Source organism: Nocardia sp. A7 (assembly GCF_046549215.1).
Taxonomy (GTDB): Bacteria; Actinomycetota; Actinomycetes; order Mycobacteriales; family Mycobacteriaceae; genus Nocardia.
In genome coordinates this window covers 1,736,302-1,762,338 of sequence record NZ_JAJPWE010000001.1, presented here as the reverse complement: position 1 = coordinate 1,762,338, position 26,037 = coordinate 1,736,302, and the positions used below count along the sequence as shown (strand labels likewise).

Below are 26,037 nucleotides of genomic sequence, written 5' to 3'. Positions count from 1 at the left end.
GAACTCCGCGGCCGCCTCGGCGGTGAGCTTCGGCAGCGGCCGGGTCTCGTCGTCTTCGGGCAGTGTCCACCCGCCGGGCAGTGTGCCGGGCCGCTCACGCTGGATCAGCTGGGTGGGCTCGCGCCGTTCCGGGTCGTCCTGTGCTGGGTTGGGGGGTGTTGGCGGTGGGGTGTGTGGCGCTGGCGGTGGGCTGTGGAGCGCCGATTCTGGGGCGTGGGGTGTCGAGTCGGAGCGCGCCTGATCCTCCGGGTCTGAGCCACGTTGCCCCGGTTCGTCATTGGCCGATTTCGTGCTCATGGCCGTCAGTCCTGGTACTTCGGCGCGGGTGGGCTCGGTGTCTCGCCGAGGGTCGCGAGCCAGCGGCGGTGGATGCGAGTCCAGGTGCCGTCGTTGCGGATGCGGTCCAGGGTGGCGTTGACGAAACGCACCAGGTCGTCGTCGCCCTTGGGGATGCCGATGCCGTACGGTTCCGGGCTGATGCTGTCGCCGACCACCTCGGTATAGGGGTCCTGGGCGGCCAGGCCGGCCAGGATCGAGTCGTCGGTGCTCACCGCGTCGACCTGGCGCTGTTGCAGGACCACCAGGCAGTCGGCCCAGGTCGGCACCGTCAGAATCGTGGCGGCCGGTTGGTCGCGGCGGATGTGATCGAGCGAGGTGGTGCCGCGCACCACGCACACCCGCTTGCCCGCCAGATCGGCGATGCCGTCGATGCCGGAACCCTTCACCGCGAGCACCCGCTGATCGGCGCGCAGATACACCGTCGAGAACGCCACCCGCTGACGTCGCTCGCAGGTGATCGTCATTGTCTTCGCGATCAGATCGACGGTGTGATCCTGCAGCGCCCGCTCGCGCTCTTCCGAAGCGAGACTGCGGTATTCGATCAAGTCGGGGTTACCGAGCAGGTCGCGGGCGATCTCGCGGGCGATGTCGGCGTCGAAGCCGACGATGCGACCGGAGAGCGGATCGCGGAAGCTGAACAGGTTGCTGCCCGCGTCGAGGCCGACGACCAGCCTGCCGCGTGCGCGAATAGCCTCGATCGTCGGGCCGGATGCGGTGCTCGGTCGCAGGCTCGCGGTCGGATCGCCGCATTGCTCGCCACCGGTGGCGGGCACCGGGGTGTCGGTGCCGATCGGAATCGCCTTGGCGGGCAACGGCGGTTCGGAATAGACGCCGCGTTGGTCGGGCGCGGGTGTGCTGTCGGAACAACCGGCGAGCAGCCCGACCAGCATCAGCGCCGCGAGGACGCGCCCGCGCCTCACCGGTACTCCCGCAGCCGTGGCCACAACCCCAGCGCTACACACGCCGCCGCCGCGATCCCGAGCACGAACGCACCAGGGGCCAGGAAGGACAGCACGTCGATCGCTTGGGAAACCTTGGCGCGCAATGTCTCCCGTGTCGCGGCACCGGCCTTGTCCAGCGCTCGGTCGAGCGCCTCGACCTGCGCGGCCGAATCGGCGGCGCTCGGACCGGTCGCGACGGCGGCCGCGCCGAGGAAATCGCCCCGCTCGAGGGTGTCGTTCATTCGCTGGTGGGCCGACTGCCAGCGGGTCAGCGCGGCCTGTGCGTGCGCCACTTCGTCGCGGGCGGGCGCGTTGTCGGGATAGCCGGCGAGCAGCTCGGTGAGTCGCGCGGCATTGGCATCGAAGGTGCGGTCGTAGTCGCCGGTCGCGTCGCGGCGAACCAGCTTCACCATTTCCGCTGATCTGGCCTGCTGCACCAGGATTCGGCTCTCGGCCAACCGCGCCGACGGCACCGCGCCTTCGTCCCGGCAGCGAATCATCGCCACCGCGGAGACCGAGCCCGCCGCCACCGTCCACAGCAGCGTCAGCGCCAGCGCGCCGGTGCCGATCAGCAGACCCATATTGAAGAACCGGCGCGAGCGCCGCGCCAGCTCGACCTGCACCCAGACGAGGGCGCCGAGCGCCACCACCAGCACCGTGATCGCCGTCCACGGTGGCTGCACATGCCGGTGCTGGGCGGCGGTCACCGCGTCGAACCGGTGGTCCTCCAGCTCCTCGGCCATCGGCAGCAGGCCGGTCTGCATCTGATGCGAGGCCTCGCTCAGATACGCGGCGCCGACGGGGTAGCCGTTGCGGTTGTTCACCCGCGCGGTCTCGATCAGCCCGCTGTAAACGGGCAGCCCGGTCGCGATGCCGGTGCGCAGGCGGCGATCGGCGCCCGACGGGTCGGCCGCCTCCTCGTCGGAGACGTGCCCGGCCTGGGTCACCAGCTCGGCGGCGGCTTCACCGACGGCCTGGGTGTAGCGGTCGCGGACCGCTTGCGGTTCGAGTCCGCCCGCGATGAAGGCGGTGCCCGCGGCGGCGTCGGCGATCGAGAGCGAGGTGTAGAGGTGGTTGGCCGAATGCGCGTCGGGTTCGGTGTCGTCGAGCAGCACGCCGAGAGCTTGCTGGCGCTCACTCACGGTCGTCGAAGTCACCGCCCCCGCGGTCACACACAGCACCATCAGGACCAGTCCGGCGGCGACCAGCCGACCCGGCGACGAATGCGCGAAACTGCGCAATCGGGCGGGCTGGAACTGTGCGCGCAACGCTCGGACATCGGGTGCGCGCGGTCGGTCGACGGGCACAGTCGGTCGGCGCATCGGCGCCCAGCGCGGTGTCACCGGCGCCGCCGCAGCCGTCTCGGTGTGCGTCACACCGGCCTTGGCCTGCGGCGATGGGGGCAGACGGACGGCCGCCACCTCCGTCGAGGCATTGCGATCCCCCGGTTCGACCATCGTTCACCTCCCGGCGATGTCCGTGCACCACTACTGATGCGGAGTTTATTGTTGTCGTACGGGTAGCGCAGCCCCTCACACACCCCCGAAGCGGTTGCTGTTCGGCTGCTCAGAGGAAAGAGTATGGGATGCGCGGCGACGGAGACGGCTGGTACAAGAGCACCGACGGGATCAAGCACTGGGGCAAGTTCGGTGCGGCGGGACTGCTGCTGCGTGCGCCGCTGCCCGGTGGCGGGTCGGCGGTGCTGTTGCAGCACCGGGCGCCGTGGAGTCATCAGGGCGGCACCTGGGCGTTGCCCGGTGGGGCGCGCGATTCGCACGAGTCACCCGAGCACGCCGCCGTCAGGGAGGCGGAGGAAGAAGCGGGGATCACCGCCGATGACCTCCGGGTTCGGGCCGAGCGTCTGACGATGACCGCCCCGAGCGGCTGGACCTACATCACGGTCATCGCCGACGCCGACAAACCGCTGCCAACGGTCGCCAACAGGGAAAGCGCCGAACTGGCCTGGGTCCCCGAGGCCGAGGTCGCCGACCTGCCGTTGCACCCTGGGTTCGCCACCGCCTGGACCGAACTGCGCGCGGTGCCGTTGCGCGTGCGCGTCGAGTCCGACGCCGAACTCACCGATGCGCTACCCCGCACGATCGAACTGCCTGAACAGGGCTTCTTCTGGCTGCACGCGTGTGTCGACGGCCCCGGCATCGAGATCGTTCTCGACGTGAACGCTCCCGACGGCCCCGTCCTCACCAGAGCCGACATCCTCACCTGATCGCAGCGGGGGGCTTTGCTCAGTTCGCGGTGAGCAGGGCCTGCTTGAGCTCCCGGGCGGCGGCCTCGGGGTCGGCGGCTTCGGTGATCGCGCGCACAACCACAACGCGCCGCGCACCGCCCGCGAGCACCTCGGGGAGTCGCTGCGCGTCGATCCCACCGATCGCGAACCAAGGGAGCGTCGGGTGCGAGTCGGCGGTCGTGCGAAGGAAATCGACGCCCGCGGCCTGGCGGCCGGGCTTGGTCGGGGTGGTCCAGATCGGGCCGGTGCAGAAGTAGTCGAGGTGGCCGTCGATGGCGGCCAGGCCCGCCTGGTTGCGATTGTGGGTGGAGCGGCCGATCACCACATCCGGTCCGACGACACGTCGCGCGTACGCGGGCGGCAGATCCCCCTGACCGAGGTGCAGCACATCGGCGCCCGCGGCCAGCGCGATATCGGCACGGTCGTTCACCGCGAGCAAGGCGCCGTGTCGGCGGGCCGCGGCCTTGATCTCGGCGAGCGCGCCCAGCTCGGCCTTCGCCTCGAGCGGCCCGAATTCGGCCTCGCCCGGCGACCCCTTGTCCCGCAGCTGCACGATGTCGACGCCGCCCGCGAGCGCCGCGTCGACGAACCGGGCAAGATCGCCCTTCTCCCGGCGTGCGTCGGTGCACAGATACAGCAGCGCACTCGACAGGCGCTCCCTGGGCGGGACAGAACGGTTCGGATGGGAGGGCTGCACGTTAGCGACGGTAGTCGCGCTACCGTTGAGACGCGAGCACGGTGCGGAGAACTCCGGTGCACCGCGCTCGGTGGATTCTGGTTTCGGCCGCCTTGATCTGGACCGACCGAAGGGTGCGACGAAGGAGTAGGAACGTGATGCGAACACTGGCGGTCGTCGGCGGCGGCGCCGTCGGACTCGCTGTCGCATGGCGGGCCGCGGCGGCCGGTTGGACGGTCACCGTCTTCGATCCGGAACCCGCGCGTGGCGCCTCCTACGTGGCCGGTGGAATGCTCGCGCCGCTGTCGGAAGGGTGGCCCGGTGAGGATCGCGTGCTCGCCTTCGGGGCGTTCGCACTGTCCGAGTGGACAGCCTTCGCCGCGAGCCTGCGGGAAATCTCGGGTGAATCGATGTTCGTCGCCGACGAGACGCTGACCGTCGCACTCGACGGTGCCGACGCCACCGACTTGCGCACCGTCTCGGACTGGCTGACGGATTTCGGCCATGACCTGCCGGTACTGGATCGCGCCGGAGTCCGTGCACTCGAACCCGCACTCGCGCGCACGGTCCGAGCGGGACTGCACTCGAAAACCGAACCGGCCATCGACAACCGGCGCGTGCTGCGGGCGCTGCGAAAGGCGTGCGCGGGCATCGAGATCCGCACGGAAGCTGTTGTCGCACTCGATGATCTACCGCACGACCGCGTCGTCCTCGCGGCAGGTGCCCGTTCCGCCGAGCTGTGGCCCGGCCTGCCGGTGCGCCCGGTGAAAGGCGAAATCCTCCGGTTGCGTCGCAGGCCCGGCGTCAGCCCGCCACCGACCAGGGTGATCCGCGCCCGCGTCCACGGACGACAGGTCTACCTCGTTCCGCGCGAAGACGGAATCGTCGTCGGCGCGACACAATACGAGGCGGGTTTCGACACCACTGTCACCGTCGGTGGGGTCCGTGACCTGATCGCCGACGCCGAAACCATCCTGCCCGGCATCGCGGAATACGAACTGGCCGAAGCGAATGCGGGATCACGGCCGGGAACCCCCGACAACCTGCCGTTACTCGGCCACCTCGACGACCGGGTCGTCGCCGCCACCGGGCACGGCCGCAACGGCATGCTCACCCTCGCGCTCACCGCGGCGGTCGTGCCTGCCCTGCTCGACGGTGAGACCCCTGAGGCCGCCGAAGTCGCCGCACCCCAACGTTTTCCAGCACTGTCGCAAGGAGGAGTTCGATGACCTCGACCATCCCGATCGGTGTCACCGTCAATGGTGTCGACCACGAGTTCGCCGAGCCGCTCAGCGTCCGCGAACTCCTGGCAAAGCTCGAATTGCCCTGCCAGGGTGTGGCATTGGCGGTCGACGGTGCGGTCTTCTCGAAATCTCGCTGGGACGAACCGGTCGGCCGCGGCTGGACGATCGAGGTGCTCACGGCGGTGCAGGGTGGCTGAGCCGCTGCGCATCGCCGACAAAGAATTCGGTTCGCGCCTGATCATGGGCACCGGCGGCGCCGAGAACCTCGCCGTGCTCGAGCAGGCACTGATCGCGTCCGGCACCGAGCTCACCACCGTCGCGATGCGCCGCGTCGACGCCGCGGGCGGCACCGGCGTCCTCGACCTCCTCAAACGCCTCGACATCACCCTGCTGCCCAACACCGCGGGCTGTCGCACCGCCGCCGAAGCCGTACTCACCGCCCAACTGGCCCGCGAGGCCCTCGACACCAATTGGGTCAAGCTCGAGGTGGTCGCCGACGACCGCACCCTCCTGCCCGACCCCTTCGAACTCCTCGACGCCGCCGAAAAGCTGGTCGACGACGGTTTCGTAGTCCTGCCGTACACCACCGACGACCCCATCCTCGCCCGCCGCCTCGAGGAAGCGGGCTGTGCCGCCGTGATGCCGCTCGGCTCGCCGATCGGCACCGGTTTGGGCATCGGTAACCCCCACAACATCGAGATGATCGTCGCCGCCGCGGGGGTTCCCGTCATCCTCGACGCGGGCATCGGCACCGCCAGCGACGCCGCCCTCGCCATGGAACTCGGCTGCTCGGCAGTCCTGCTCGCCACCGCCGTGACCAGGGCACGAGAGCCCGAACTCATGGCATCGGCCATGTCGGCCGCCGTCCAGGCCGGCTACCTGGCCAGGCGGGCGGGCCGCATCCCCAAGCGTTTCTGGGCTCAGGCTTCTTCCCCATCCGTCTAAGGGTCGAAGATCATCCTCGAGGATGACCCGACTCGCTACTTCTCGGCGACGCGTGGCACGGGTTCATCGGGCAAGCTGGGGCACATGATCGAGCTGAAGGGCCTGACGAAGCAATTCGGCCAGACCGTCGCGGTGCAGGACCTCACGTTCACCGTCCAACCAGGACTGGTGACCGGGTTCCTCGGACCCAACGGCGCTGGCAAATCGACGACCATGCGGATGATCCTCGGGCTGGACAAGCCCACCTCGGGGACCGCGCTCATCAACGGCAAGCTCTACCAGGAGCTGGAACGCCCGCTCACGCAGGTCGGCGCGCTGCTCGATGCCAAGTGGGTGCATCCGAACCGCTCGGCGCGCGCTCACCTGGAGTGGCTGGCCGCCTCCAACGACATCCCGAAGTCGCGGGTCGAGGAGGTACTGCGGCTGGTCGGCCTCTCCGAGGTGGCGAGCAAGAACGCGGGCGGCTTCTCACTCGGCATGTCCCAGCGCCTCGGCCTGGCGGGCGCGCTGCTCGGTGACCCGAAGGTGCTGCTGTTCGACGAGCCGGTCAACGGCCTCGACCCGGAGGGCATCCTGTGGATCCGCCGGTTCATGCAGCGACTGGCCGGCGAAGGACGCACGGTGCTCGTCTCGAGCCACCTGCTCTCGGAGATGGCCCAGACCGCCGAGCAACTCGTCGTGATCGGCCGTGGTCAGCTGATGTTCGACGGCTCCACCAAGGAGTTCATCGACCGCGCCTCCGAGCAGTCGGTGCGCGTGCGCAGCCCCCAACTGGATCAGCTGCGCAGCCTGCTCACCTCGCACGGCATGACTGTGAAGGAAGACGGCGACGCCGCGCTGATCGTCGCGGGCGTCACCTCCGACGAGGTCGGCAAGCTGGCCGGCACGAACAACGTCACGCTCTACGAGTTGGCGCCCAAGCAGGCCTCGCTCGAGGAAGCGTTCATGCGGATGACCGGTGGCGCCGTGGAGTACCACGGTGAAAGCTTCGACCAGGCGATGGGAGGTGCGCTCTGATGGGCGTGCTCGCAGCGGAACGAATCAAACTCACCTCTACCCGTTCACCCTGGTGGTGCTCGGCGGCCGTGGTGGTCCTCGGCATCGGCCTCGCTTTGCTGATCGCGCTGGTCACCAATGCCGACAGCACGGGCAACGCGAGCGAGGGCCCGCCGTTGCTCACCCCCACTGTCGCGGTGTCGGGCGTCTCGAGCTTCGGCGTCATGGTGCTGATGATCATGGCCGCGTTGACGGTGACCAGCGAATATCGCTTCGGCGTGATCCGCTCCAGCTTCCTCGCGGTCCCGAACCGATCCAAGGTCGTGCTGTCGAAGACCGCGCTGGTCGGTATGTACTCGGCCGTGCTGACCGGTGTGCTCGCGCTCATCGCGTTCGTCGTGGCAAAACTGATCACCGGTGACGAGGCTCCCGGTCTCGTGCTCGACGGCAACTGGCGGGCCATCTACAGCGTCCCGATCTACGCGTTCCTGTGCGTGATGCTCGCCGTCGGTGTCGGTGTGCTGGTGCGCCAGTCCGCCGCGGCGATCTCGCTGATCGTGCTGTGGTCGCTGCTGCTGGAGAACCTGCTCGGCGCGTTCGGCAGCTTCGGCCGCACCGTCAAACCGTTCCTGCCGTTCCAGAACGCGAACCGTTTCCTGAGCGTGGAGGAGTACGCGGGCGACTGGCACTGGGGCGTGTGGGGCAGCCTGATCTACTTCGCCGTCTTCACGGCGATCGTGTTCGCCGGTGCGCTCGTGGTGGTCAACCGCCGCGACGCCTGACAAGCCAACCCGGGCCGCCCTCGTAATGGCCCGGGTCGCGAGGGCCGCGACCTTGTCGGGAGGTCGTGCGACCCGACCTTCGGGCTTCCGCTGCCCGGTAGCTCGAAGGTAGGACCGCCGGTCCGCTGCACACAAGCAGCGGACCGGCGGTCGTCGTCGGGTGAGATAGCCTTTGGGGCGTGAGTGAAACGCCTTCTGGCGGGGTGAATCCGCGGCGCGAGGCCGCCGCGGATATCTCCATTCCGTTGGAGCCGATCGTGAATGAATCCGGCGAACCCGACAGCGCTGCGCGCGCACGCCGCAAGCGCGCCCAGCTCTCGTCGAAGCTGCAGGCCGCCAACCGTCGGGCCGACTTCATCGGTGCCGTGCGCAGGGCGCGTCAACAGCTGCCCGGTGACCCCGCGTTCGGCGATCCGCTGTCGGTGACGGGTCCAGGAGGTGCGCGCGCGGTGGCGCGGGCGGCGGACAAGATCGTCGGCGGCGCGCCGACCGCGGCCAGGGAGATCGGTTTCGGCGCCCTTCAGGTGTGGCAGGCCGGACTCGAGCGGATCGGCCGTGGACGCGGAAGCGAGGAGGTGACCATCGTGTTCACCGACCTGGTCGGGTTCTCGAGTTGGTCACTGTCGGTGGGCGACGAGCGTGCCCTCGACCTGCTGCGCAAGGTCGCCAGGGCCATCGAGCCGCCGATCGTCGAGCGTGGCGGCCAGGTGGTCAAGCCCGATGGGCGACGGCCTGATGGGGGTGTTCTCCTCACCCGATCGCGCGGTGCGTGCCGCACTGGCGGCGCGCCGCAACCTCGCCGAGGTCGAGGTCGATGGCTACACCCCGCGCATGCGAGTCGGCCTGCACACCGGTTCCCCCCGTGAGATCGGTGGCGACTGGCTCGGCGTCGACGTCAATATCGCCGCCCGCATGATGGAGGCAGGCGGCAACGGCAACACGATGATTTCCAGCGTCACCTTGGCCGCCCTGCGCCCGGAAACACTCGATGAGCTGGGCGTTGTCGCCAAGCCGTACAAGCGCAACTTCTGGGCCGCCCCACTGACCGGCGTCCCCGAAGACGTCAGGATCTTCAAGCTGCACACGGCGCGCTGAGCGCCGTGCCGGCCCGGCTACTCGAGCCAGAGGGCGGCGCCGAGGACCGCGAGGGCGGCGGCGACGATCAAACCGATCGACGTCGCGCGGTTGTTCTTCCAGGTCGTGTACGCGCCGCCGAGGAGGAATCCGGCGAGGGCGAAGAGCAGGACGGACAGCATGGGCTCCATCTTGCCTGGTCGATTGCCCGCGATTAACAAGCACGCGTGCTTGCTTTTTTTCTGAACCGCTGCGATCCTGGGTGCCATGAGTGCTCTCTCCGCTGACCCGGACCTGATCCGGATCGGGAATTGTTCCGGGTTCTACGGTGACCGGCTCAGCGCCATGCGCGAGATGCTGGAGGGCGGTCAGCTCGACGTGCTGACCGGCGACTACCTCGCCGAGCTCACCATGCTGATCCTGGGCCGGGACCGGATGAAGGATCCGAGCCTCGGCTACGCCAAGACCTTCGTCAAGCAGATCAAGGACTGCCTCGGGCTCGCGCTCGAGCGCAACGTCCAGATCGTCACCAATGCCGGCGGGTTGAATCCGGCCGGATTGGCCGAGCAATTGCGCAAGGTCGCCGCCGAACTCGGCCTGGATGCCAAGATCGCGCACGTCGAAGGCGATGACCTGGTGGCGCGCGCCGCCGAACTCGACCTCGGTCAGCCGCTCACAGCCAACGCCTACCTCGGCGCGTGGGGAATCGTCGAGTGTCTGAACTCCGGCGCCGACATCGTCGTCACCGGCCGGGTCACCGACGCCTCGGTGATCGTCGGCCCGGCCGCGGCCCACTTCGGTTGGCGCCGAACCGATTACGACGCGCTGGCTGGTGCCGTGGTGGCCGGGCACGTGATCGAATGCAGCACCCAGGCCACCGGCGGCAACTTCGCCTTCTTCACCGAACTCGGTGACCTCGGCCGCCCCGGCTTCCCGATCGCCGAGATCCGTCGCGACGGATCCTGTGTGATCACCAAGCACGACGGCACCGGTGGCGCGGTCACCGTCGACACCGTCGAAGCCCAGCTCATGTACGAGATCCAGAGCGCGCGCTACGCCGGACCCGACGTCACCACCCGCCTGGACAGCATCGCGCTCAGCCAGGAGGGCAAGGATCGCGTGCTGATCAGCGGCGTCACCGGTGAGGCTCCGCCGCCGCAGCTCAAGGTTTCGCTGAACACCCTCGGCGGCTTCCGCAACGAGATGTCGTTCATCCTCACCGGCCTCGACATCGAAGCCAAAGCCGAACTGGCGCAACGGCAGCTGGAATCCTGGCTGCCGGACAAGCCCGCCGAGCTCACCTGGACGCTGGCCCGCCTCGACCGCCCCGATGCCGACACCGAGGAGCAGGCCAGCGCGCTGCTGCGCTGTGTGGTGCGCGATCCCGATCCGAACAAGGTCGGGCGCGGGTTCTCCAGTGTCGCGGTCGAATTGGCGCTGGCCAGCTACCCGGGCGCCAGCTTCACCGCGCTGCCGGGAAACGGGTCGCCCTACGGTGTGTTCACGCCCGGCTTCGTCGACGCGCACGAGGTGCCGCACGTCGCGGTGCTGGCCGATGGCACCCGGGTCGATATCGCTCCCGCCACGGAAAACGCTGTCCTCGAACCTGTTTCCGAACCAGAGCTGCCCGCACCGCTGCCGCCCGACGAGACCAGCCGCGTGCCGCTCGGCACGATCGCCCTCGCCCGCAGCGGCGACAAGGGTGGCGACGCCAATATCGGCGTGTGGGTCCGCAGTGACGACCAGTGGCGCTGGCTCGTGCACACCCTCACCGTCGAGAAGCTGCAGGAACTACTGCCCGAGACGGCCGAACTGACCGTCACCCGCCACGTGCTGCCCAATCTGCGCGCGGTCAACTTCATCATCTCCGGCCTGCTCGGCAAGGGCGTCGCCTACCAGGCACGTTTCGACCCGCAGGCCAAGGGGCTCGGCGAATGGCTGCGCTCCCGCCACATCGATATGCCGACGGAGCTGCTCGCATGACGTCTGTTTGGGAAACGCCGGAGCGAAAAGAGCTGCGCGCCACCGTGCGTGGGTTCGTCGAGCGGGACATCCTGCCCGACCTCGACGCCTGGGAGCGCGCCGGTGAGCTGCCGCGTGAATTGCACAAGAAGGCCGGTGAACTCGGCCTGCTCGGTATCGAGTACCCGGAATCGGCGGGCGGCGAGGGCGGCAGTGCCATCGACTCGGTGATCGTGGGCGAGGAGATCCATGTCGCCGGTGCTTCCGGTGGGCTGTGGGCGTCGCTGCTGACCTGCGGAATCGCGTTGCCGCACATGATCGCCTCGGGCAACCAGGCACAGATCGACCAGTGGGCCAAGCCGACACTGGCCGGTGACCTGATCGGTTCGCTGGCCATCACCGAGCCCGGCGGCGGTTCCGATGTCGGCCACCTCACCACCACCGCCGTGCGCGACGGTGAGGACTTCATCATCAACGGCGCCAAGACGTTCATCACCTCGGGTTGTCGCGCCGACTTCGTCGTCACCGCGGTCCGCACGGGAGGCCCTGGCGCCGCCGGTGTTTCGCTGATTCTGGTGCCCAAGGACACTCCCGGCTTCACCGTGAGCCGCAAGCTGGAGAAGATGGGCTGGCTGGCTTCGGACACCGCCGAGCTGTCCTACGTGGATGTGCGGGTGCCCGCGACGAATCTGGTCGGCGCCGAGAACAGTGGCTTCGCCCAGATCGCCGCCGCGTTCGTCAGCGAGCGGGTCGGCCTCGCGGTCCAGGCGTATTCGCTGGCCCAGCGCGCACTCGATCTCACCGTGCAGTGGTGCCGTGATCGCGAGACCTTCGGTCGTCCGCTGATCAGCCGTCAGAAGGTGCAGATGACGCTGACGGATATGGCTCAGCGCGTCGACATCTCGCGCACCTACACCCGCGCGCTGGTCGAACGCTATGTGGCAGGTGATCAGAACCTGATCGCGCAGGTCTGCTTCGCCAAGAACAACGCCGTCGAGACCGCCGAATGGGTGGCCAACCAGGCCGTGCAGCTGCACGGCGGGATGGGCTACATGCGCGAGGCCGAGGTCGAGCGCATCTACCGCGATGTGCGCATCATCGGCATCGGTGGCGGCACCAACGAGATCCTGACCATGCTGGCGTCGAAAGTATTGGGGTACCAGGCATGACGACATTCCGTTCCATTCTCGACAACACCTCACCCGAGTACACTGCGGCCGCCGAGGCGATGTCGACCAAGCTCACCGAGGTCGAGGCGGAGTTCGCCAAGGCCATCGCCGGTGGCGGCGTCGACAAGGTGGCCCGCCATCACAAGCGCGGCAAGCTGACGGCGCGTGAGCGCATCGAACTGCTGCTCGACGAGGACTCGCCGTTCCTCGAGCTGTGCCCACTCGCGGCCTGGGGCAGCGACTTCCAGGTCGGTGCGTCGACGATCGCCGGGATCGGTCTCGTCGAGGGTGTCGAGTGCATGATCGTGGCGCCCGACCCGACCGTGCGCGGTGGCGCCTCGAATCCGTGGACGCTGCGCAAGCAGTTCCGGATCAACGAGATCATCAGGGAGAACCGGCTGCCGGTGATCTCGCTGGTGGAGTCCGCCGGTGCGGACCTGCCGACGCAGAAGGAAGTCTTCATCCCCGGCGGCGCGATGTTCCGCGACCTCACCCAGGCCTCGGCCGCCGGAATCCCCACCATCTCACTGGTGTTCGGCAACTCGACCGCCGGTGGCGCCTACATCCCCGGCATGTCCGACTACGTCGTGATGGTCAAGGAGGGGGCGAAGGTCTTCCTCGCGGGCCCGCCGCTGGTGAAGATGGCGACCGGTGAGGACTCCGACGACGAGACACTCGGCGGCGCCGAAATGCACGCCCGCACCTCCGGTCTGGCCGATTACCTGGCCGCCGACGAACAGGACGCGATCCGTCTGGGCCGCAATATCGTTCGTCGCCTGAACTGGAAGAAGCAGGGCCCCGAGCCGCGCGCCGAGGTCATCTCGCCGCTCTACGATCCCGAGGAACTGCTCGGCATCGTGCCCTCGGACCTGAAGATCCCGTTCGACCCACGCGAGATCATCGCCCGCGTAGTCGACGGTTCCGATTTCGACGAGTTCAAGCCGCTCTACGGTTCCTCGCTGGTCACCGGCTGGGCCGAGATCAACGGCTATCCGATCGGCATCCTCGCCAACGCGCGCGGCGTGCTGTTCTCCGAGGAATCGCAGAAGGCCACCCAGTTCATCCAGCTGGCGAACAAGAAGAACACCCCACTGTTGTTCCTGCACAACACCACCGGCTACATGGTCGGCAAGGAGTACGAGCACGGCGGCATCATCAAGCACGGCGCGATGATGATCAACGCGGTCGCCAACTCCACCGTGCCGCACATCTCGCTGCTGGTCGGCGCCTCCTACGGTGCCGGGCACTACGGCATGTGCGGGCGCGCGTTCAATCCGCGTTTCCTGTTCGCCTGGCCGAGCGCGAAGTCCGCCGTCATGGGTGGCGCGCAGCTGGGCGGCGTGCTCACCATCGTGCAGCGCGGCGCGGCCGAGTCCAAGGGCCTGCCGTTCGACGAGGAGGCCGCCGCCGGTCTCGCCGCGATGGTCGAGGCGCAGATCGAGGCCGAGGCCATGCCGATGTTCCTGTCGGGCAGGCTTTTCGACGACGGCATCATCGACCCCCGCGACACCCGCACCGTGCTGGGAATGGCTCTGTCGGCCATTCACACAGCCCCGATCAAGGGCGCCGATGGCTTCGGCGTCTTCCGAATGTGAGATGCGCTGTGGCCATTACTAACGTTCTCGTTGCCAACCGTGGTGAGATCGCGCGCCGCGTGTTCGCCACTTGCCGTCGGATGGGTATCGGTACCACCGCGGTCTATTCCGATGCTGATGCCGCGTCGCCGCACGTGTCCGAGGCCGACGCCGCCGTCCTGCTGCCCGGGAACACGCCGGCCGAGACCTACCTGCGGGGTGAGCTGATCATCGAAGCCGCACTGTCGGCCGGTGCCGATGCGATCCACCCGGGCTACGGATTCCTGTCCGAGAACGCCGAATTCGCACGGGCGGTGCTCGACGCGGGTCTGGTGTGGATCGGCCCGCCGGTCGCGGCGATCGAGCAGATGGGCTCCAAGGTCGAGTCCAAGAAGATGATGGACGCCGCCGGTGTTCCGGTCCTGGCCGAGCTGGACCCGGCCGAGGTCACCGACGCGCACCTGCCCGTGCTGATCAAGGCATCCGCCGGTGGTGGTGGTCGCGGTATGCGTGTGGTGCGCGATCTCGCCGAGTTGCGGGATCAGATCGCCGCCGCCCAGCGTGAGGCCGAGTCGGCCTTCGGTGATCCGACGGTGTTCTGCGAGCGCTATCTGGAAACCGGGCGTCACATCGAAGTGCAGATCATGTCGGACACTTTCGGCAAGACCTGGGCGGTGGGCGAGCGTGAGTGCTCGATCCAGCGTCGTCATCAGAAGGTCGTCGAGGAAGCCCCGTCGCCGCTGGTCGAGAAGATCGACGGCATGCGTGAGCGGCTGTTCGAGGCGGCGCGGCTGGCTGCCGAGGCGATCGGGTACGAGGGTGCGGGCACCGTCGAGTTCCTGGCCGACGAGAAGGGCGACTTCTTCTTCCTGGAGATGAATACCCGTCTGCAGGTGGAACATCCGGTCACCGAGCAGACAACCGGGCTCGACCTGGTCCGCCTGCAGTTGCAGGTGGCCTCGGGTCTGCCGCTGCCCGCGACCCAGCCCGCCCTGCGGGGTCACTCGATCGAGGTCCGCCTCTACGCCGAGGATCCCGCGCAAGACTGGCAGCCGCAGAGCGGTCCGGTGCACAAGATCGAGATCCCCTTCACCGCTGGTGAATTCACCGTTCTCGATCAGCCCGGCGTGCGCCTTGACACCGGCGTCGTCGACGACTCGGTGGTCGGCGTGCACTACGACCCGATGCTGGCCAAGGTGATCTCCTACGCCGAAACCCGCGCGGAGGCGGCGCATCTGCTCGCGACCGCGTTGCAGCGCGCCAAGATCCACGGCCTGGTCACCAACCGCGATCTGCTCGTGCGCGTGCTGCGACACCCGGCGTTCCTCGCCGGTGACACCGACACGGCCTTCTTCACCACCCACGATTTGGCCGTGCTCTCGGCGCCGCTGGTGTCGGAGGCGGATGAGGAGCTGTCGATCGTGGCTGCGGCGCTTGCTGATTCGGCCGCGAACCGAGCCACCTCACGCCTGGCCGGACTCACCCCGAGTGGCTGGCGCAACCTGGCTTCGCAGCCGCAGACCAAGTCCTACGAGAGCCGCACCACCGGAATCCACGAGGTGCGCTACCGCTTCACCCGCACCGGTGTCGCGGTGGATGGCCACGAAGGCCTCGAGCTGATCTCGGTGGCCGCCGATCGCGTCGTCCTCGGTGTTCCCGGCGAACGTGGCTCGGTGCGTAGACAGTTCGAGATCGCCCGCTACGGCGACCTCGTCGCGATCGACTCCCCGCTCGGCCCGGTGGCCGTGCGCAGGCTGCCGCGCTTCACCGACCCGTCCGAGCAAGTCGCGGCCGGTTCGCTGCTCGCGCCGATGCCAGGCAGCGTGATCCGCCTCGGCGCCGCCGAAGGTGACCTCGTCAAGCAGGGGCAGCCGATCCTGTGGCTGGAGGCGATGAAGATGGAACACACCATCGCCGCGCCCGCCACCGGCATTCTCAGCGCACTTAATGTGACCGTCGGCCAGCAGGTCGAGGTCGGAACCGTCCTCGCCGTCGTCGAGGAAGAAGAGCAGGAGCAGGTACAGGCATGAGCTTCATCGAAACCGAAGAGCAGACCGCGCTGCGGGCGGCGGTCGCGTCGCTCGCGTCGAAGTACAACTACCGCGACTATGTGCTGCCGCTCTCGCGCAAGAACGAGCCGCTCACCGAACTGTGGGACGAGGCGGGCAAGCTCGGCTTCCTCGGCGTGAACCTGCCGGAGGAGTACGGCGGCGGTGGCGCGGGCATGTACGAACTGGCGCTGGTGCAGGAAGAGCTCTCGGCGCAGGGTGCTGGCCTGCTGCTGATGGTCGTGTCCCCGGCCATCTGCGGCACCATCATCACCAAGTACGGCACCGACGCGCAGAAGCAGAACTGGCTGCCCAAGCTCGCCGACGGCACCTCGAAGATGGTCTTCGCGATCACCGAGCCCGACGCGGGCTCCAACTCGCACCAGATCACCACCACGGCCCGCCGCGACGGCGACGACTGGATCCTCAACGGCCGCAAGATCTTCATCTCCGGTGTCGATCAGGCCGAGGCCATTCTGGTGGTCTCGCGTACCTCCGACCACAAGACCGGCAAGCTCAAGCCCGCGCTGTTCATCGTGCCGGTCGACGCGCCCGGCCTGGTGAAGAACGTCCAGGAGATGGACGTCATCGAGCCGGACCACCAGTACACGCTGTTCTTCGACGACGTGCGCCTGCCCGCCGACGCGCTGGTCGGCTCCGAGGACGCGGCCTTGGCGCAGCTGTTCGCCGGGCTGAACCCCGAGCGCATCATGGGCTCGGCCATGGCGATCGGCCTCGGTCGCTACGCCATCGACCGCGCGGTGGAATACGCCAAGGAGCGCACGGTCTGGAAGACCCCGATCGGGGCGCACCAGGGCATTGCGCATCCACTCGCGCAGATCAAGATCGAGTTGGAACTGGCCAAGCTGATGATGCAGAAGGCCGCGACCCTCTACGACTCCGGCGACGAGTTCGGTGCCGCCGAGGCCGCCAATATGGCCAAGTACGCGGCGGCCGAGGCCAGCATCAAGGCGCTCGATCAGTCGATCCAGACGCACGGTGGTTCGGGTCTGACTCGTGAGGTCGGGCTGGCGGCCATGCTCCAGGCGGCGCGGATCATGCGCATCGCTCCGGTGAGCCGCGAGATGATCCTCAACTTCGTCTCCCAGCACTCGCTCGGCCTGCCGCGCTCGTATTAGGACATTCGGTGGTCGCCTCGACGGTGGGGCGACCACCCTCTACCGGATGAACAGGAGTCCCGATGAGTGACGCGACGGAAGCACCGTTCGTCCGCTACGAGGTTGTCGACGGGTTCGCCACGTTGACCTTCGACTCGCCGCACAACCGGAACGCGCTCTCGTCCAAGCTCGTTCGTGAGTTGCTCGCCGGATTCGACGCCGCGGCAACCGATCCCGCGGTGCGCGGCATCGTCCTGGCCCACACCGGCGACACCTTCTGTGCGGGCGCCGACCTCAAGGAGGCGAGTACCGCCGATCCCGCGGTGGCCGCCGACGAGCGCACCCGCGTGATGATCGACGTGCTGCGCGGCATCCTCGCCTCGCCCAAGCCGGTGATCGCGCAGATCGAGGGCAATGTCCGCGCTGGTGGCATGGGCATCATCGGGGCCTGCGATCTCGTCGTCGCGGGGCCGGGCAGCAGCTTCGCGCTCACCGAGGTGCGCATCGGGATGGCGCCGTTCATGATCTCGCTCACCCTGGTGCCGCGGCTGGACCAGCGGGCCGCGAGCCGCTACTTCCTGACCGGCGAGAAGTTCGACGCCGCGACCGCGCAGGAGATCGGCCTGGTCACCGTGGCCGCGGAGGACGCCGCCGCCGAGGTGAAACGGCTGTCCGGGGAGCTGCGCAAGGGTTCACCGCAGGGACTGGCCGAGTCCAAGAAACTGGTCAACGCAGCCCTGCTGGCAACCTTCGACGTTGAGGCGCAAGCGCTGGCCGAGCGGTCGGCGAGTTTCTTCGGCACCCCCGAAGTGATCGAGGGTATGACAGCCTTCTTCCAGAAGCGCCCGCCCAGCTGGGCACAATAGTCCGATGGCGACACCCCACGAACCCAAGCAGGACCGCAGCCGGGCCACCCGGCAGCGGCTGCTCGAGGCGACCATCGACTGCCTGGCCGAAACCGGCTGGGCAGCCGCCACCGTGTCGGTGGTCGCCGAGCGGGCCGGTGTGTCGCGCGGCGCCGCCCAGCACCATTTCCCCACCCGCGAGGACCTGATCACCGCTGCGCTCGAGTTCATGTTCGAGTTCCGGATGGACAAGGCCAAGGCCGAAGCCGAGATGGTGAACGCGGTTGCCCAGGGCGAAGGCCGTACGCGCGCAGTCGTTTCCGCGCTCGTGGAGTCCTACACCACCCCGTTCTTCAAGGCCGCGCTGCAGGTTTGGACCCACGCTGCCGCCGACCCGGCCCTGCGCGAACGCATCCTGCCCCTCGAAGCCCGCTTCGGCCGCACCTCCCACCGCCGCGCCGTCGAAGCGCTCGGCGTAGACGACTCCGACCCGGTGGCCCACCACCTGGTCCAGGCGACCCTCGATCTGGCCCGCGGCCTCGGCCTCGCCGACGTCCTCACCGACGACTCCGCCCGCCGCAAACTCATCGTCGACCAATGGGCCGCCACCCTCCACACCGCCCTCAACCTGTCCCACTAACCCCTTGTGACCTGGCCGTTTCTGGGTATATAGTTCGGCCATGGGGGAATATATATCGAGGGATTGTGCGATGACCAAGCGACTGATCGAGATCGACGACGAGCTACTCGAGTCCGCGCAAGACGCGCTCGGGACGGCTGGTGTCTCCGATACCGTTCGCGCGGCATTGAACTCGGCAGTGGTGGCGCATGCGCGCGCCAGTGAAGTCGAGTGGTTGGTCAACGGCGGCATGGCCGAGATGGCAGACAAGGATCGGCGCGACGACGTATGGCGATAACGGCGCGCTATCTCCTCGACACCAGCGCGGCGGCTCGAATGCGCCATCCGGACGTGGCGGCCGCTCTCGGGCCGCTGCTCGAGGCCGGATTGATCGCCACGTGCGCGCCGCTCGATTCCGAGGCGCTCTACAGCGCCCGAAGCCCTGCTGAATACGAGCAGATCCGCTTTCGGCGCCTGGCGGCCTACGAGTATCTGCCCACAAATGACGAACACTGGGCCAGCGCTTTCACGATCCAGCGCGAACTCGCACGGTCGGGCCGCCACCGAGCGGTCGGCATCCACGACCTCCTCGCCTCGGTTCTCGCGGTAGAACATCGTCTCGTCCTGTTCCACTACGACGCCGATTTCGAAACCGTCGCGTCCGTAGTCGACCTCAACCATCGCTGGGTCGCACCGCGGGGAAGTCTCGAGACGTCCTGACCAGCCGATGTCACACTCCGGTTGCCCACTTCGTCGACTCTGTGAACGCGAAAGAAGCGACGAAGGAGTGGCTCATGGTGGTGCAGAAGAAGATCGCGGTGGCTGGGGCGACCGGGCGGTTGGGTCGGCACGTGGTGGATGTATTGGTCGAGCGGGGGCAGCGAGTCGTGGCCTTCTCACGGGCCGACGGGGTGGATATCGAGACGGGCACCGGGCTGGACGAGGCGCTGACCGGCGTCGACATTGTGATCGACGCATCCAGCACGCCCTCGGCGGATCAGCAGGTGGCGACCGAGTTCTTCAGCTCCTCCGCACGCAACCTGCATGCGGCGGGGGAGCGGGCGGGAGTCGAGCGGCTCGTCGTGGTGTCGATCATCGGGATCGATGGGTCGCTCGCCGGGTACAACGCGGCCAAGCTCGCCCATGAGCAGGAGTTGCTGAAAGGTGCACTGCCCGTGCAGATTTTGCGTGCCGCACAGTTCCACGAGCTTGTCGAGGTGATGGTCGGCTGGGGCACCGAGGGCTCGGTGGCCTACGTCGCTGGAATGCGCACCCAACTCGTCGCGGCCCGAACTGTCGCCGAGGCGCTGGTGGACATGGCATTGAATCCGGTTCCCGCACAAGACATCCCGTTTGCGGAAATCGCGGGCCCGCAGCCCGAGACCATGGCCGGTGCCGCCGCTGCGCTCGTCGCGGCACGCGGCACCGACCTCCAGATCGTCGAGACCTCCGACACCGCCGACCCGGACCGGGAACAGTTCGAAAACGGCAGCTTGCTCCCCTCCTCGCACGCGGTCCTGGCAGGCCCGACCTTCGCCGAATGGATCAACGCCACCGTGCTCGCAGACCGGTGACCCGGATTGGCCGGCGGCTACGACTTCGGTTGGGTGAGGTCGTAGAGGGTGACGCCGTCGACCGTGGTCGCGGTGTAGTTCGCCGTCACCCAGGCGGCGATCGCCGAGCTGGTCGACTCGCCGCTCCCGCCGGGACCTCCGCGCCCACCGGCGACGAAGTAGTGGATCTCGCCGTCGGCCACGTACTGCTGGAACTGTTCGAGCGTGGGGGACGGGTCGCTGCCGTTGAAACCGCCGATCGGCATCACGGGCAGTTCGGTGGCGAGCTGATATCCGGCGGCGCTGTTGGAACCGACCGCCGCCGCGACCCAGGTGTAATCCGTGCCGTTCGCCTCGAGCAGGGTGACGATCTGATCGCTCGGCCGTGATCCGCCGAGCAACCCACCGGCTCCGCCCATCCCCTGGTCACCCATCGCCATGCCACCCTGTGCGCCCGCACCGGGCCGCGCCGCGGCACCGTCCGGCGCCGTGCCGGTCCTGCCGCCATCTCCGCCCGGACGCATTCCGGGTCCACCCATTCCACGCATCCCACCGGCACTCGGTCCAGCGGATGGAATCGCGCCGGAGTGCGCGGATGCGAGGGTGTCGACGGAGTAGGCGATCGGCCCGGCGAGTCCGATGAAGGCGGCGGCGAGCGCGGCGATCACCGACTGCTTGCGCGCCAGCGGGAAGACGAAGGCAACCGTGGCGATCACGCCGACGGCCAGGATCGCCCATCGCAACCAGGGCTGGAAGGAAGCACTGCGCGACAACAACATCCATGCCGTCGCCGTGGTGAGTCCTACAGTGACAGCGCCGGCGCACCGCACCCATAGTCGATCACGCGCACCCCACATCTGCACGGCCCCGATCCCGACCAGCGCCGCGACAGCGGGCGCGAGCGCCACCGTGTAGTACTGGTGGAAGATCCCCGCCATGAAGCTGAACACGAGGCCGGTGACGAGAAGCCAACCGCCCCAGAGGATCAGCGCGGCACGACGGCGATCGGTACGTGGCGCGCGCCCGCGCAGCGCGAGGCCGACCACCAGCGCGACCAGCGCGGCCGGAATCAACCAGGCGATCTGACCGCCCTGCGCCGACTCGAACATCCGGGTGATGCCGGTGCTTCCCCACATTCCGTTTCCGCCAGGGGGAAGCTCGCCGCCGGGCCCGACACTGCCGGTCTCGTTGCCGTTCAACCGTCCGAGTCCGTTGTATCCGAGGGTGAGCTCGATGATCGAATTGTTCTGCGAGCCACCGATCCACGGCCGGGAATCCGACGGCCACAGCTCCACCGCCAGCAACCACCAGCCCGCCGCGACAACCATCCCCGCACCGGCGGCGAACAACTGCGCGATCCGCTTTCCCAGCTTCGGGGGCCCGGCGAACAGATACATCAGTGCCAACGGCGGCACTACCAACAGCACCTGCAACTGCTTGGCGAGGAACCCGAATCCGATGAACCCGCCGGTGAGCAGCAGCCATCGCCACCGCCCGTCCGCGACGGCCCGCGTCATCGCCCACGTTGCCGCGATCATCAGCAGGACGAGCAGCGCCTCCGGATTGTTGAACCGGAACATCAGCACCGCGACCGGAGTCACCGCAAGCACCGTGCCCGCGATCAACCCCGCCGCGGGCCCGAACGACCTGCGCACCGTCGCCCACAACAGCGCGACACTCGCCACGCCGAGCAGGACCTGCGGTACCAGCATGCTCCAGCTGTTGAGCCCGAACAGCCGTACCGAAAGTTCCATCACCCACAGCGAAGCGGGTGGTTTGTCCACGGTGATCGAGTTCGCGGCATCGGAGGACCCGAAGAAGAATGCCTCCCAGGATTGCGAACCCGCCTGTACCGCAGCGGCATAGAAGTCGTTGGCCCAGCCGTTGGCGCTCAGGTTGATGAGGTAGGCGATGAGGGTGCCGAGTAGCAGCAGGCCCAATGCCGGTAGTTCCCAGCGCTTTCGGGTCGGTGCGGTGTCGACGATGTCGACGGGTGACGAGGGGGTGATGGTCGTGGTCATCGACGGACCCCCGGTCCACCCGGACGCTGTGCCGAATCCGAGCCACTCGCGGTGGCGCCGACGGTCGAATGCGCGAGGGCAGGTGCGGCCCGGTCGGTGCCTGCGTGCCGGAACACCCAGCGCAGACCGACGAACCGGGCAAGTGTCGCAACGAGATTCGCCCCGATCAGCACGGTGAGTTCCACCGCGACGGGAGCGTCGGGAGCCCAGCGATGCAGGGCGAACAGCGAGCCGCTGGTAATCGCCAGCCCGAACGCGAAGATCGCCAAACCCTGGAACTGATGCGAGAAGGCGTCGTCGCGTCCGCGCACACCGAAGGTGAAGGTCCGGTTGGCCGCGGTATTGCCCACCGCGGTGATCAGCAGCGACACCAGGTTGGCGCCCTGGCCGCCGACCAGCGGTTGCAACAGCAGATACAACCCGATGTAGGCGAGCGTCGAACTCACCCCGACGATCGCGAACCGCACCAACTGCCCGACCATCCCGAGCGGAACACCGGCGACGAGCGGCTCACGCCCGACGGCGGCCCGCAACTGGTCCAGCGGGAGGGTGCCGGTGGCCAGTGCCCTGGTCAACCGCCAGATCCCGCGCAGATCCTTGCGCGCGGTGTCGACGATGTCGACCCGGCTGTCGGGATCGTCGATCCAGTCGACGGGCACCTCGTGAATCCGCAGTCCTGCCCGCTCGGCCAACACCAGCAGCTCGGTGTCGAAGAACCATTCACCGTCGCGCACCAGCGGCAGCAGCTCGCGAGCGACATCGGTGCGCACGGCTTTGAATCCGCATTGCGCGTCCGAGAACCGGGCCCGGAGGGTGGTTTTCAACAGCAGGTTGTAGCAGCGGGAGATGATCTCGCGCTTGGGGCCGCGTACCACCCTGGCCGACGCGTCGAGCCTGGTGCCGATCGCGAGATCGGAATGCCCGGACACCAGCGGCGCGATCAGCGGCAGCAGCGCGTTCAGATCGGTCGACAGGTCGACGTCCATGTACGCGACCACCGCCGCATCCGAGCTCTCCCACGCCGCCCGCAATGCTCGCCCACGTCCCTTGGCGTCCAGGTGCAGCACGGCCACACCGTCGAGTTCCGCCGCCAGCAGCCGCGCCACCGCGAGCGTGGCGTCGGTGCTGGCATTGTCGGCGATGGTGATGCGGGCCGTGAACGGGAATCCGGCCCGCAGATAGGCGTGCAATCTACGCACGCACAGGCCGAGATCGACCTCCTCGTTGTAGACGGGTATCACTACGTCGAGCACCGGCGCGCGGCTGCTCCGCATGGCCTTCTGCTCGGCCTCGGTCTGAGTCATGACTCCCAGACTCGATGGCCGCGCTGCCACCGAGCTGGGACGGAGCTGGGAGGTTGCTGGGGATCGTGATCAGCCGCGACGCACGCGCAACACGCTGTCGACGCGCTGCCCGAGCACGCCGTCGGGGCTGGTCGAGGGGGTGTGGACCAATTCGGCGGTCTCGACCTGCCACTCGGGCCCGAGCTCGAGCTGCTCGAGAACCTGCTCGATGGTCGGGAACACATGGGCGTGCATCTCGCTGGCGGCCCAGCTCGGCGCGGCCGCGTGCGCGCCGATCACCAGCACACCACCCGGCGTGACGGCGGCCGCGGCACTGCGCAGAATCGCGGCCCGCTCGTCCGGCCGCTCCACCGGCGAGTGCAGGAACTGCGCGGACACCAGGTCGAAGGTGCCTGCCGGGAAGCTCGCCTGCAGGTCGTGGCGTTCCCACACGATCGTGACGCCGACTTCGGCGGCCCGCTGCGCACCGCGCTCCATCGCCGTCGCGGAGATGTCGACCGCGGTGACCTGCCAGCCGCGCTGCGCCAGCCAGATCGCGTCGGCGCCCTCGCCGCAGCCCAGATCGAGGGCCGATCCCGGGGCCAGCTCGGAGACCTCACGCACCAGCAGTGGGTTCGGGTTGCCGGTCCAGATCTGCGTCCGTTCGCGGTAGAAATCTTCCCAGAACTCTTCGGCGTTCGCCACGGTGTCGGTCATCGATGCTCCTGGTCAGTCAGGGTAAAAGGATCATTCGATAGTGCACCGGCACCCATGATATTGGCCAGAAAGCTTGCTGTTTCGGCAAAAGTGTTCCCGCTCTCGGTGGGGTGCGTAACTCCGGGTACGGCCCGCCTTAGTATTACTACCGTGACGCGCGGTTACCCCAAGACGAACGAGGTGCCACGTCGTCGTGTCGACGCGCGGACCGAACGCTGGCGCGAGCATCGCGTGCAGGTGCGTATCGAATTCGTCGACGCGGCTTTCCGGGCACTCGATCTGCTCGGGCCCGAGGTGAGCATGGGCGATATCGCCAAGGAGGCCGGCGCGGCCAAACCGAAGCTGTATCGCCATTTCGAGGACAAGTCCGACCTCTACAACGCGATCGTCGACCGCGTGCGCGACATGCTGTGGGAGCGGGTGCTCTCCAGTGTGAATCTCACCGGCGATTCGATCGCCGAACTCGTCCACACCGCGGCCGCCGAATATGTGGCGGTGGTGTCGGCGCACCCGAATATCTTCCGGTTCATGCTGCACAGCCATTTCAGCCAGCAGGCCAAGGAAACCGAACGCGCTCTGGTCGCGGCCCGTCAATCGGCAAGGCGCGCAGCGGAATTCTTCGCGGATCTGTTGCCGACGGAATCGATCGACGTGACCGGGATCGAATTGGTGAACTATTCGATTTTCGGCGCGGTCGCCTCGGCCACGGACTGGTGGCTCGGTGCGAATCAGCGCGAAGTATCGGCGATGCCGGTCGAGCGCTTCGTCGATTATCTGGCCGAGAGCATCTCGGCGCTGGCGCAGGCGCATGCCCGCTTCAACGGTGTCGTCATCGACCCCTCGAAACCGCTGCACGAAGCCTTCGGTCTCGACTGAATCCGTCGCGCCCGGCACGAACTCCGTTGTTCTCGTCGATCACGTCGTTGGGGTCGACGGGGGGTGCGATGGGTTCAGTATGAACCCGGGCACCGACAAGTTCGCGACGCCACGCTACACGTTGGTGGAGAGTCTCCAGAGTGGTGAGACGGGGCCGTGACCTGCGCCGAGGTCGTAGGAGGCGGCCAGGCAGCGGTAGGTCCATTCCTTGGCGAACTCGACCGCGTCGGGCACCGAGTAGCCGTTGGCGAGTGCGCTGGCGATCGCCGCGGCCAGGGTGTCGCCGCCGCCGTGATCGTTGCCGGTGGCGATGCGCGGTGCGGTGAACTCGCGGAAGGTGTCGCCGTCGTAGAGCAGATCGGTGCTGAACTCCGACGTGCGAAGGTGCCCGCCCTTCACGATCGCCCACTGCGCACCCAGTGCGTGCAATGCCTCGGCGGCCTTGCGTGCGGTGGGGTCGTCGACCACCTCGATGCCGGTGATCAGGCGCACCTCGTCGAGATTGGGGGTGACGACGGTGGCGAGCGGAATCAGCGTGGTGCGCACGGCCTCGAGTGCTTCCGCGTGGAGCAGCGGGTCGCCGTGCATGGAGGCCGCGACCGGATCGACCACCAGTGGGATGGTGCCGTCGCGCCCGATGCCCAGCTCGCGACTGACCCCGGCGACCGCCTCGATGATCGCGGTGGAGGCGAGCATGCCGGTCTTGGCAGCGCCGATGCCGATATCGCGCACGACCACCCGCACCTGATCGGCCACGACCTGTGCCGGTATCTCGTGAAAACCGCTGACGCCCACCGTGTTCTGCACGGTCACGGCGGCGACTGCAACGCACGCGTGCACCCCGCACAGTGCCATGGTGCGCGAATCGGCCTGGATACCCGCGCCGCCGCCGGAGTCGGTGCCCGCGATGGTGAGCGCGCGAACGGGGGTCTGGCCATCGAGGGGCAGCGGCAACATCTTCACGCCCCAACCCTACGACCGCTGATGCCGCCGTGAGACCCCACCTGCAC

At 68.1% G+C, this 26,037-nt stretch carries 25 protein-coding genes and 1 pseudogene; 18 read left to right on the top strand and 8 right to left on the bottom strand.

Annotation, left to right across the window (positions count from 1 at the left end; translation table 11 throughout):
- Nucleotides 1–302 precede the first annotated feature (302 nt).
- Entirely contained in the window at nucleotides 303–1,259 is a 957-nt protein-coding gene (locus ACLJPD_RS07960) for a glutamate ABC transporter substrate-binding protein (RefSeq protein ID WP_410871180.1), read from the bottom strand.
- Nucleotides 1,256–2,737 carry a hypothetical protein gene (locus ACLJPD_RS07955; protein WP_410871178.1) on the bottom strand — a complete coding sequence of 494 codons (1,482 nt, stop codon included), beginning with the start codon at nucleotides 2,735–2,737 and terminating at the stop codon, nucleotides 1,256–1,258. Before ACLJPD_RS07955 ends, ACLJPD_RS07960 begins: the two co-directional genes overlap by 4 nt.
- A 128-nt stretch (nucleotides 2,738–2,865) precedes the next feature.
- On the opposite strand from ACLJPD_RS07955, the gene ACLJPD_RS07950 reads away from it, so the two are divergent.
- Nucleotides 2,866–3,504 (top strand): NUDIX domain-containing protein, encoded by a 639-nt coding sequence (locus ACLJPD_RS07950; RefSeq protein WP_410871177.1) that lies wholly within the window; start codon nucleotides 2,866–2,868, stop codon nucleotides 3,502–3,504.
- Nucleotides 3,505–3,523: 19 nt separating this feature from the next.
- On the opposite strand, the gene thiE is transcribed toward ACLJPD_RS07950, so the two are convergent.
- Nucleotides 3,524–4,222, bottom strand: coding sequence for a thiamine phosphate synthase (gene thiE, locus ACLJPD_RS07945; RefSeq protein ID WP_410871176.1), 699 nt, complete (start codon nucleotides 4,220–4,222; stop codon nucleotides 3,524–3,526).
- A gap of 137 nt (nucleotides 4,223–4,359) precedes the next feature.
- Between thiE and thiO the strand changes: the two genes are divergently transcribed.
- The 6 genes and pseudogenes from thiO (at nucleotide 4,360) to ACLJPD_RS07915 (ending at nucleotide 9,263) form a co-directional block, all read left to right on the top strand.
- Nucleotides 4,360–5,430 (top strand): glycine oxidase ThiO, encoded by a 1,071-nt coding sequence (gene thiO / locus ACLJPD_RS07940; RefSeq protein WP_410871961.1) that lies wholly within the window; start codon nucleotides 4,360–4,362, stop codon nucleotides 5,428–5,430.
- Nucleotides 5,427–5,642, top strand: coding sequence for a sulfur carrier protein ThiS (gene thiS, locus ACLJPD_RS07935; protein WP_410871175.1), 216 nt, complete (start codon nucleotides 5,427–5,429; stop codon nucleotides 5,640–5,642). Before thiO ends, thiS begins: the two co-directional genes overlap by 4 nt.
- Nucleotides 5,635–6,390, top strand: a complete 756-nt coding sequence (locus tag ACLJPD_RS07930) for a thiazole synthase (RefSeq protein ID WP_410871174.1) — start codon at nucleotides 5,635–5,637, stop codon at nucleotides 6,388–6,390. Before thiS ends, ACLJPD_RS07930 begins: the two co-directional genes overlap by 8 nt.
- A gap of 84 nt (nucleotides 6,391–6,474) precedes the next feature.
- Complete coding sequence (locus ACLJPD_RS07925) at nucleotides 6,475–7,407, top strand: ATP-binding cassette domain-containing protein (RefSeq protein ID WP_410871172.1); 933 nt, start codon at nucleotides 6,475–6,477, stop codon at nucleotides 7,405–7,407.
- On the top strand, nucleotides 7,407–8,168 hold the full coding sequence (locus ACLJPD_RS07920; RefSeq protein WP_410871170.1) for an ABC transporter permease: 762 nt from the start codon (nucleotides 7,407–7,409) through the stop codon (nucleotides 8,166–8,168). Before ACLJPD_RS07925 ends, ACLJPD_RS07920 begins: the two co-directional genes overlap by 1 nt.
- A 254-nt stretch (nucleotides 8,169–8,422) precedes the next feature.
- Nucleotides 8,423–9,263, top strand: a pseudogene (locus ACLJPD_RS07915) (adenylate/guanylate cyclase domain-containing protein).
- Between the two features lie 17 nt (nucleotides 9,264–9,280).
- Here ACLJPD_RS07915 and ACLJPD_RS07910 read toward each other — a convergent pair.
- Nucleotides 9,281–9,424 (bottom strand): hypothetical protein, encoded by a 144-nt coding sequence (locus ACLJPD_RS07910; RefSeq protein WP_410871169.1) that lies wholly within the window; start codon nucleotides 9,422–9,424, stop codon nucleotides 9,281–9,283.
- A gap of 85 nt (nucleotides 9,425–9,509) precedes the next feature.
- On the opposite strand from ACLJPD_RS07910, the gene ACLJPD_RS07905 reads away from it, so the two are divergent.
- The 10 genes from ACLJPD_RS07905 to ACLJPD_RS07860 all read left to right on the top strand — a co-directional run bounded on the left by ACLJPD_RS07905 (nucleotide 9,510) and on the right by ACLJPD_RS07860 (nucleotide 20,151).
- Nucleotides 9,510–11,225, top strand: a complete 1,716-nt coding sequence (locus ACLJPD_RS07905; RefSeq protein ID WP_410871167.1) for an acyclic terpene utilization AtuA family protein — start codon at nucleotides 9,510–9,512, stop codon at nucleotides 11,223–11,225.
- Nucleotides 11,222–12,373 carry an acyl-CoA dehydrogenase family protein gene (locus tag ACLJPD_RS07900; RefSeq protein ID WP_410871165.1) on the top strand — a complete coding sequence of 384 codons (1,152 nt, stop codon included), beginning with the start codon at nucleotides 11,222–11,224 and terminating at the stop codon, nucleotides 12,371–12,373. The genes ACLJPD_RS07905 and ACLJPD_RS07900 overlap by 4 nt, the downstream gene beginning before the upstream one ends.
- Nucleotides 12,370–13,968, top strand: a complete 1,599-nt coding sequence (locus ACLJPD_RS07895) for an acyl-CoA carboxylase subunit beta (RefSeq protein ID WP_410871164.1) — start codon at nucleotides 12,370–12,372, stop codon at nucleotides 13,966–13,968. Before ACLJPD_RS07900 ends, ACLJPD_RS07895 begins: the two co-directional genes overlap by 4 nt.
- An 8-nt stretch (nucleotides 13,969–13,976) precedes the next feature.
- Entirely contained in the window at nucleotides 13,977–15,977 is a 2,001-nt protein-coding gene (locus tag ACLJPD_RS07890; RefSeq protein ID WP_410871163.1) for an acetyl/propionyl/methylcrotonyl-CoA carboxylase subunit alpha, read from the top strand.
- Complete coding sequence (locus ACLJPD_RS07885) at nucleotides 15,974–17,134, top strand: acyl-CoA dehydrogenase family protein (protein WP_410871161.1); 1,161 nt, start codon at nucleotides 15,974–15,976, stop codon at nucleotides 17,132–17,134. Before ACLJPD_RS07890 ends, ACLJPD_RS07885 begins: the two co-directional genes overlap by 4 nt.
- Before the next feature lie 62 nt (nucleotides 17,135–17,196).
- Nucleotides 17,197–17,979 (top strand): enoyl-CoA hydratase family protein, encoded by a 783-nt coding sequence (locus ACLJPD_RS07880; protein ID WP_410871160.1) that lies wholly within the window; start codon nucleotides 17,197–17,199, stop codon nucleotides 17,977–17,979.
- A gap of 4 nt (nucleotides 17,980–17,983) precedes the next feature.
- A complete protein-coding gene (locus tag ACLJPD_RS07875; protein WP_410871159.1) occupies nucleotides 17,984–18,598 on the top strand; it encodes a TetR/AcrR family transcriptional regulator in 615 nt (204 codons plus the stop codon).
- Between the two features lie 70 nt (nucleotides 18,599–18,668).
- A complete protein-coding gene (locus ACLJPD_RS07870) occupies nucleotides 18,669–18,875 on the top strand; it encodes a hypothetical protein (RefSeq protein WP_056814932.1) in 207 nt (68 codons plus the stop codon).
- Nucleotides 18,866–19,297, top strand: coding sequence for a PIN domain-containing protein (locus ACLJPD_RS07865; protein WP_410871158.1), 432 nt, complete (start codon nucleotides 18,866–18,868; stop codon nucleotides 19,295–19,297). The genes ACLJPD_RS07870 and ACLJPD_RS07865 overlap by 10 nt, the downstream gene beginning before the upstream one ends.
- 74 nt (nucleotides 19,298–19,371) lie before the next feature.
- Entirely contained in the window at nucleotides 19,372–20,151 is a 780-nt protein-coding gene (locus tag ACLJPD_RS07860) for an SDR family oxidoreductase (RefSeq protein ID WP_410871157.1), read from the top strand.
- A 17-nt stretch (nucleotides 20,152–20,168) separates the two neighbouring features.
- Here ACLJPD_RS07860 and ACLJPD_RS07855 read toward each other — a convergent pair whose 3' ends face one another.
- The 3 genes from ACLJPD_RS07855 to ACLJPD_RS07845 form a co-directional block, all read right to left on the bottom strand.
- Nucleotides 20,169–22,151 (bottom strand): glycosyltransferase family 39 protein, encoded by a 1,983-nt coding sequence (locus tag ACLJPD_RS07855; protein WP_410871156.1) that lies wholly within the window; start codon nucleotides 22,149–22,151, stop codon nucleotides 20,169–20,171.
- Entirely contained in the window at nucleotides 22,148–23,455 is a 1,308-nt protein-coding gene (locus tag ACLJPD_RS07850; protein WP_410871155.1) for a glycosyltransferase, read from the bottom strand. Before ACLJPD_RS07850 ends, ACLJPD_RS07855 begins: the two co-directional genes overlap by 4 nt.
- A gap of 69 nt (nucleotides 23,456–23,524) precedes the next feature.
- A complete protein-coding gene (locus ACLJPD_RS07845; protein WP_410871154.1) occupies nucleotides 23,525–24,151 on the bottom strand; it encodes a class I SAM-dependent methyltransferase in 627 nt (208 codons plus the stop codon).
- Nucleotides 24,152–24,205: 54 nt separating this feature from the next.
- Between ACLJPD_RS07845 and ACLJPD_RS07840 the strand changes: the two genes are divergently transcribed.
- Complete coding sequence (locus tag ACLJPD_RS07840; RefSeq protein ID WP_410871153.1) at nucleotides 24,206–25,027, top strand: TetR/AcrR family transcriptional regulator; 822 nt, start codon at nucleotides 24,206–24,208, stop codon at nucleotides 25,025–25,027.
- Nucleotides 25,028–25,141: 114 nt separating this feature from the next.
- Here the strand turns inward: ACLJPD_RS07840 and thiD are convergent, their stop codons facing one another.
- Nucleotides 25,142–25,990 (bottom strand): bifunctional hydroxymethylpyrimidine kinase/phosphomethylpyrimidine kinase, encoded by an 849-nt coding sequence (thiD, locus tag ACLJPD_RS07835; RefSeq protein WP_410871152.1) that lies wholly within the window; start codon nucleotides 25,988–25,990, stop codon nucleotides 25,142–25,144.
- Nucleotides 25,991–26,037 lie beyond the last annotated feature (47 nt).

Excerpts from the sequence above, each read along its gene's own strand:
- ACLJPD_RS07955 (WP_410871178.1), bottom strand. The coding sequence starts at position 2,737 with ATGGTCGAACCGGGGGATCGCAATGCCTCGACGGAGGTGGCGGCCGTC.
- ACLJPD_RS07950 (WP_410871177.1), top strand. The coding sequence starts at position 2,866 with ATGCGCGGCGACGGAGACGGCTGGTACAAGAGCACCGACGGGATCAAG.
- thiO (WP_410871961.1), top strand. The coding sequence starts at position 4,360 with ATGCGAACACTGGCGGTCGTCGGCGGCGGCGCCGTCGGACTCGCTGTC.
- thiS (WP_410871175.1), top strand. The coding sequence starts at position 5,427 with ATGACCTCGACCATCCCGATCGGTGTCACCGTCAATGGTGTCGACCAC.
- ACLJPD_RS07925 (WP_410871172.1), top strand. The coding sequence starts at position 6,475 with ATGATCGAGCTGAAGGGCCTGACGAAGCAATTCGGCCAGACCGTCGCG.
- ACLJPD_RS07920 (WP_410871170.1), top strand. The coding sequence starts at position 7,407 with ATGGGCGTGCTCGCAGCGGAACGAATCAAACTCACCTCTACCCGTTCA.
- ACLJPD_RS07910 (WP_410871169.1), bottom strand. The coding sequence starts at position 9,424 with ATGCTGTCCGTCCTGCTCTTCGCCCTCGCCGGATTCCTCCTCGGCGGC.
- ACLJPD_RS07905 (WP_410871167.1), top strand. The coding sequence starts at position 9,510 with ATGAGTGCTCTCTCCGCTGACCCGGACCTGATCCGGATCGGGAATTGT.
- ACLJPD_RS07900 (WP_410871165.1), top strand. The coding sequence starts at position 11,222 with ATGACGTCTGTTTGGGAAACGCCGGAGCGAAAAGAGCTGCGCGCCACC.
- ACLJPD_RS07895 (WP_410871164.1), top strand. The coding sequence starts at position 12,370 with ATGACGACATTCCGTTCCATTCTCGACAACACCTCACCCGAGTACACT.
- ACLJPD_RS07885 (WP_410871161.1), top strand. The coding sequence starts at position 15,974 with ATGAGCTTCATCGAAACCGAAGAGCAGACCGCGCTGCGGGCGGCGGTC.
- ACLJPD_RS07880 (WP_410871160.1), top strand. The coding sequence starts at position 17,197 with ATGAGTGACGCGACGGAAGCACCGTTCGTCCGCTACGAGGTTGTCGAC.
- ACLJPD_RS07875 (WP_410871159.1), top strand. The coding sequence starts at position 17,984 with ATGGCGACACCCCACGAACCCAAGCAGGACCGCAGCCGGGCCACCCGG.
- ACLJPD_RS07870 (WP_056814932.1), top strand. The coding sequence starts at position 18,669 with ATGACCAAGCGACTGATCGAGATCGACGACGAGCTACTCGAGTCCGCG.
- ACLJPD_RS07865 (WP_410871158.1), top strand. The coding sequence starts at position 18,866 with ATGGCGATAACGGCGCGCTATCTCCTCGACACCAGCGCGGCGGCTCGA.
- ACLJPD_RS07860 (WP_410871157.1), top strand. The coding sequence starts at position 19,372 with ATGGTGGTGCAGAAGAAGATCGCGGTGGCTGGGGCGACCGGGCGGTTG.
- ACLJPD_RS07855 (WP_410871156.1), bottom strand. The coding sequence starts at position 22,151 with ATGACCACGACCATCACCCCCTCGTCACCCGTCGACATCGTCGACACC.
- ACLJPD_RS07850 (WP_410871155.1), bottom strand. The coding sequence starts at position 23,455 with ATGACTCAGACCGAGGCCGAGCAGAAGGCCATGCGGAGCAGCCGCGCG.
- ACLJPD_RS07845 (WP_410871154.1), bottom strand. The coding sequence starts at position 24,151 with ATGACCGACACCGTGGCGAACGCCGAAGAGTTCTGGGAAGATTTCTAC.
- ACLJPD_RS07840 (WP_410871153.1), top strand. The coding sequence starts at position 24,206 with ATGATATTGGCCAGAAAGCTTGCTGTTTCGGCAAAAGTGTTCCCGCTC.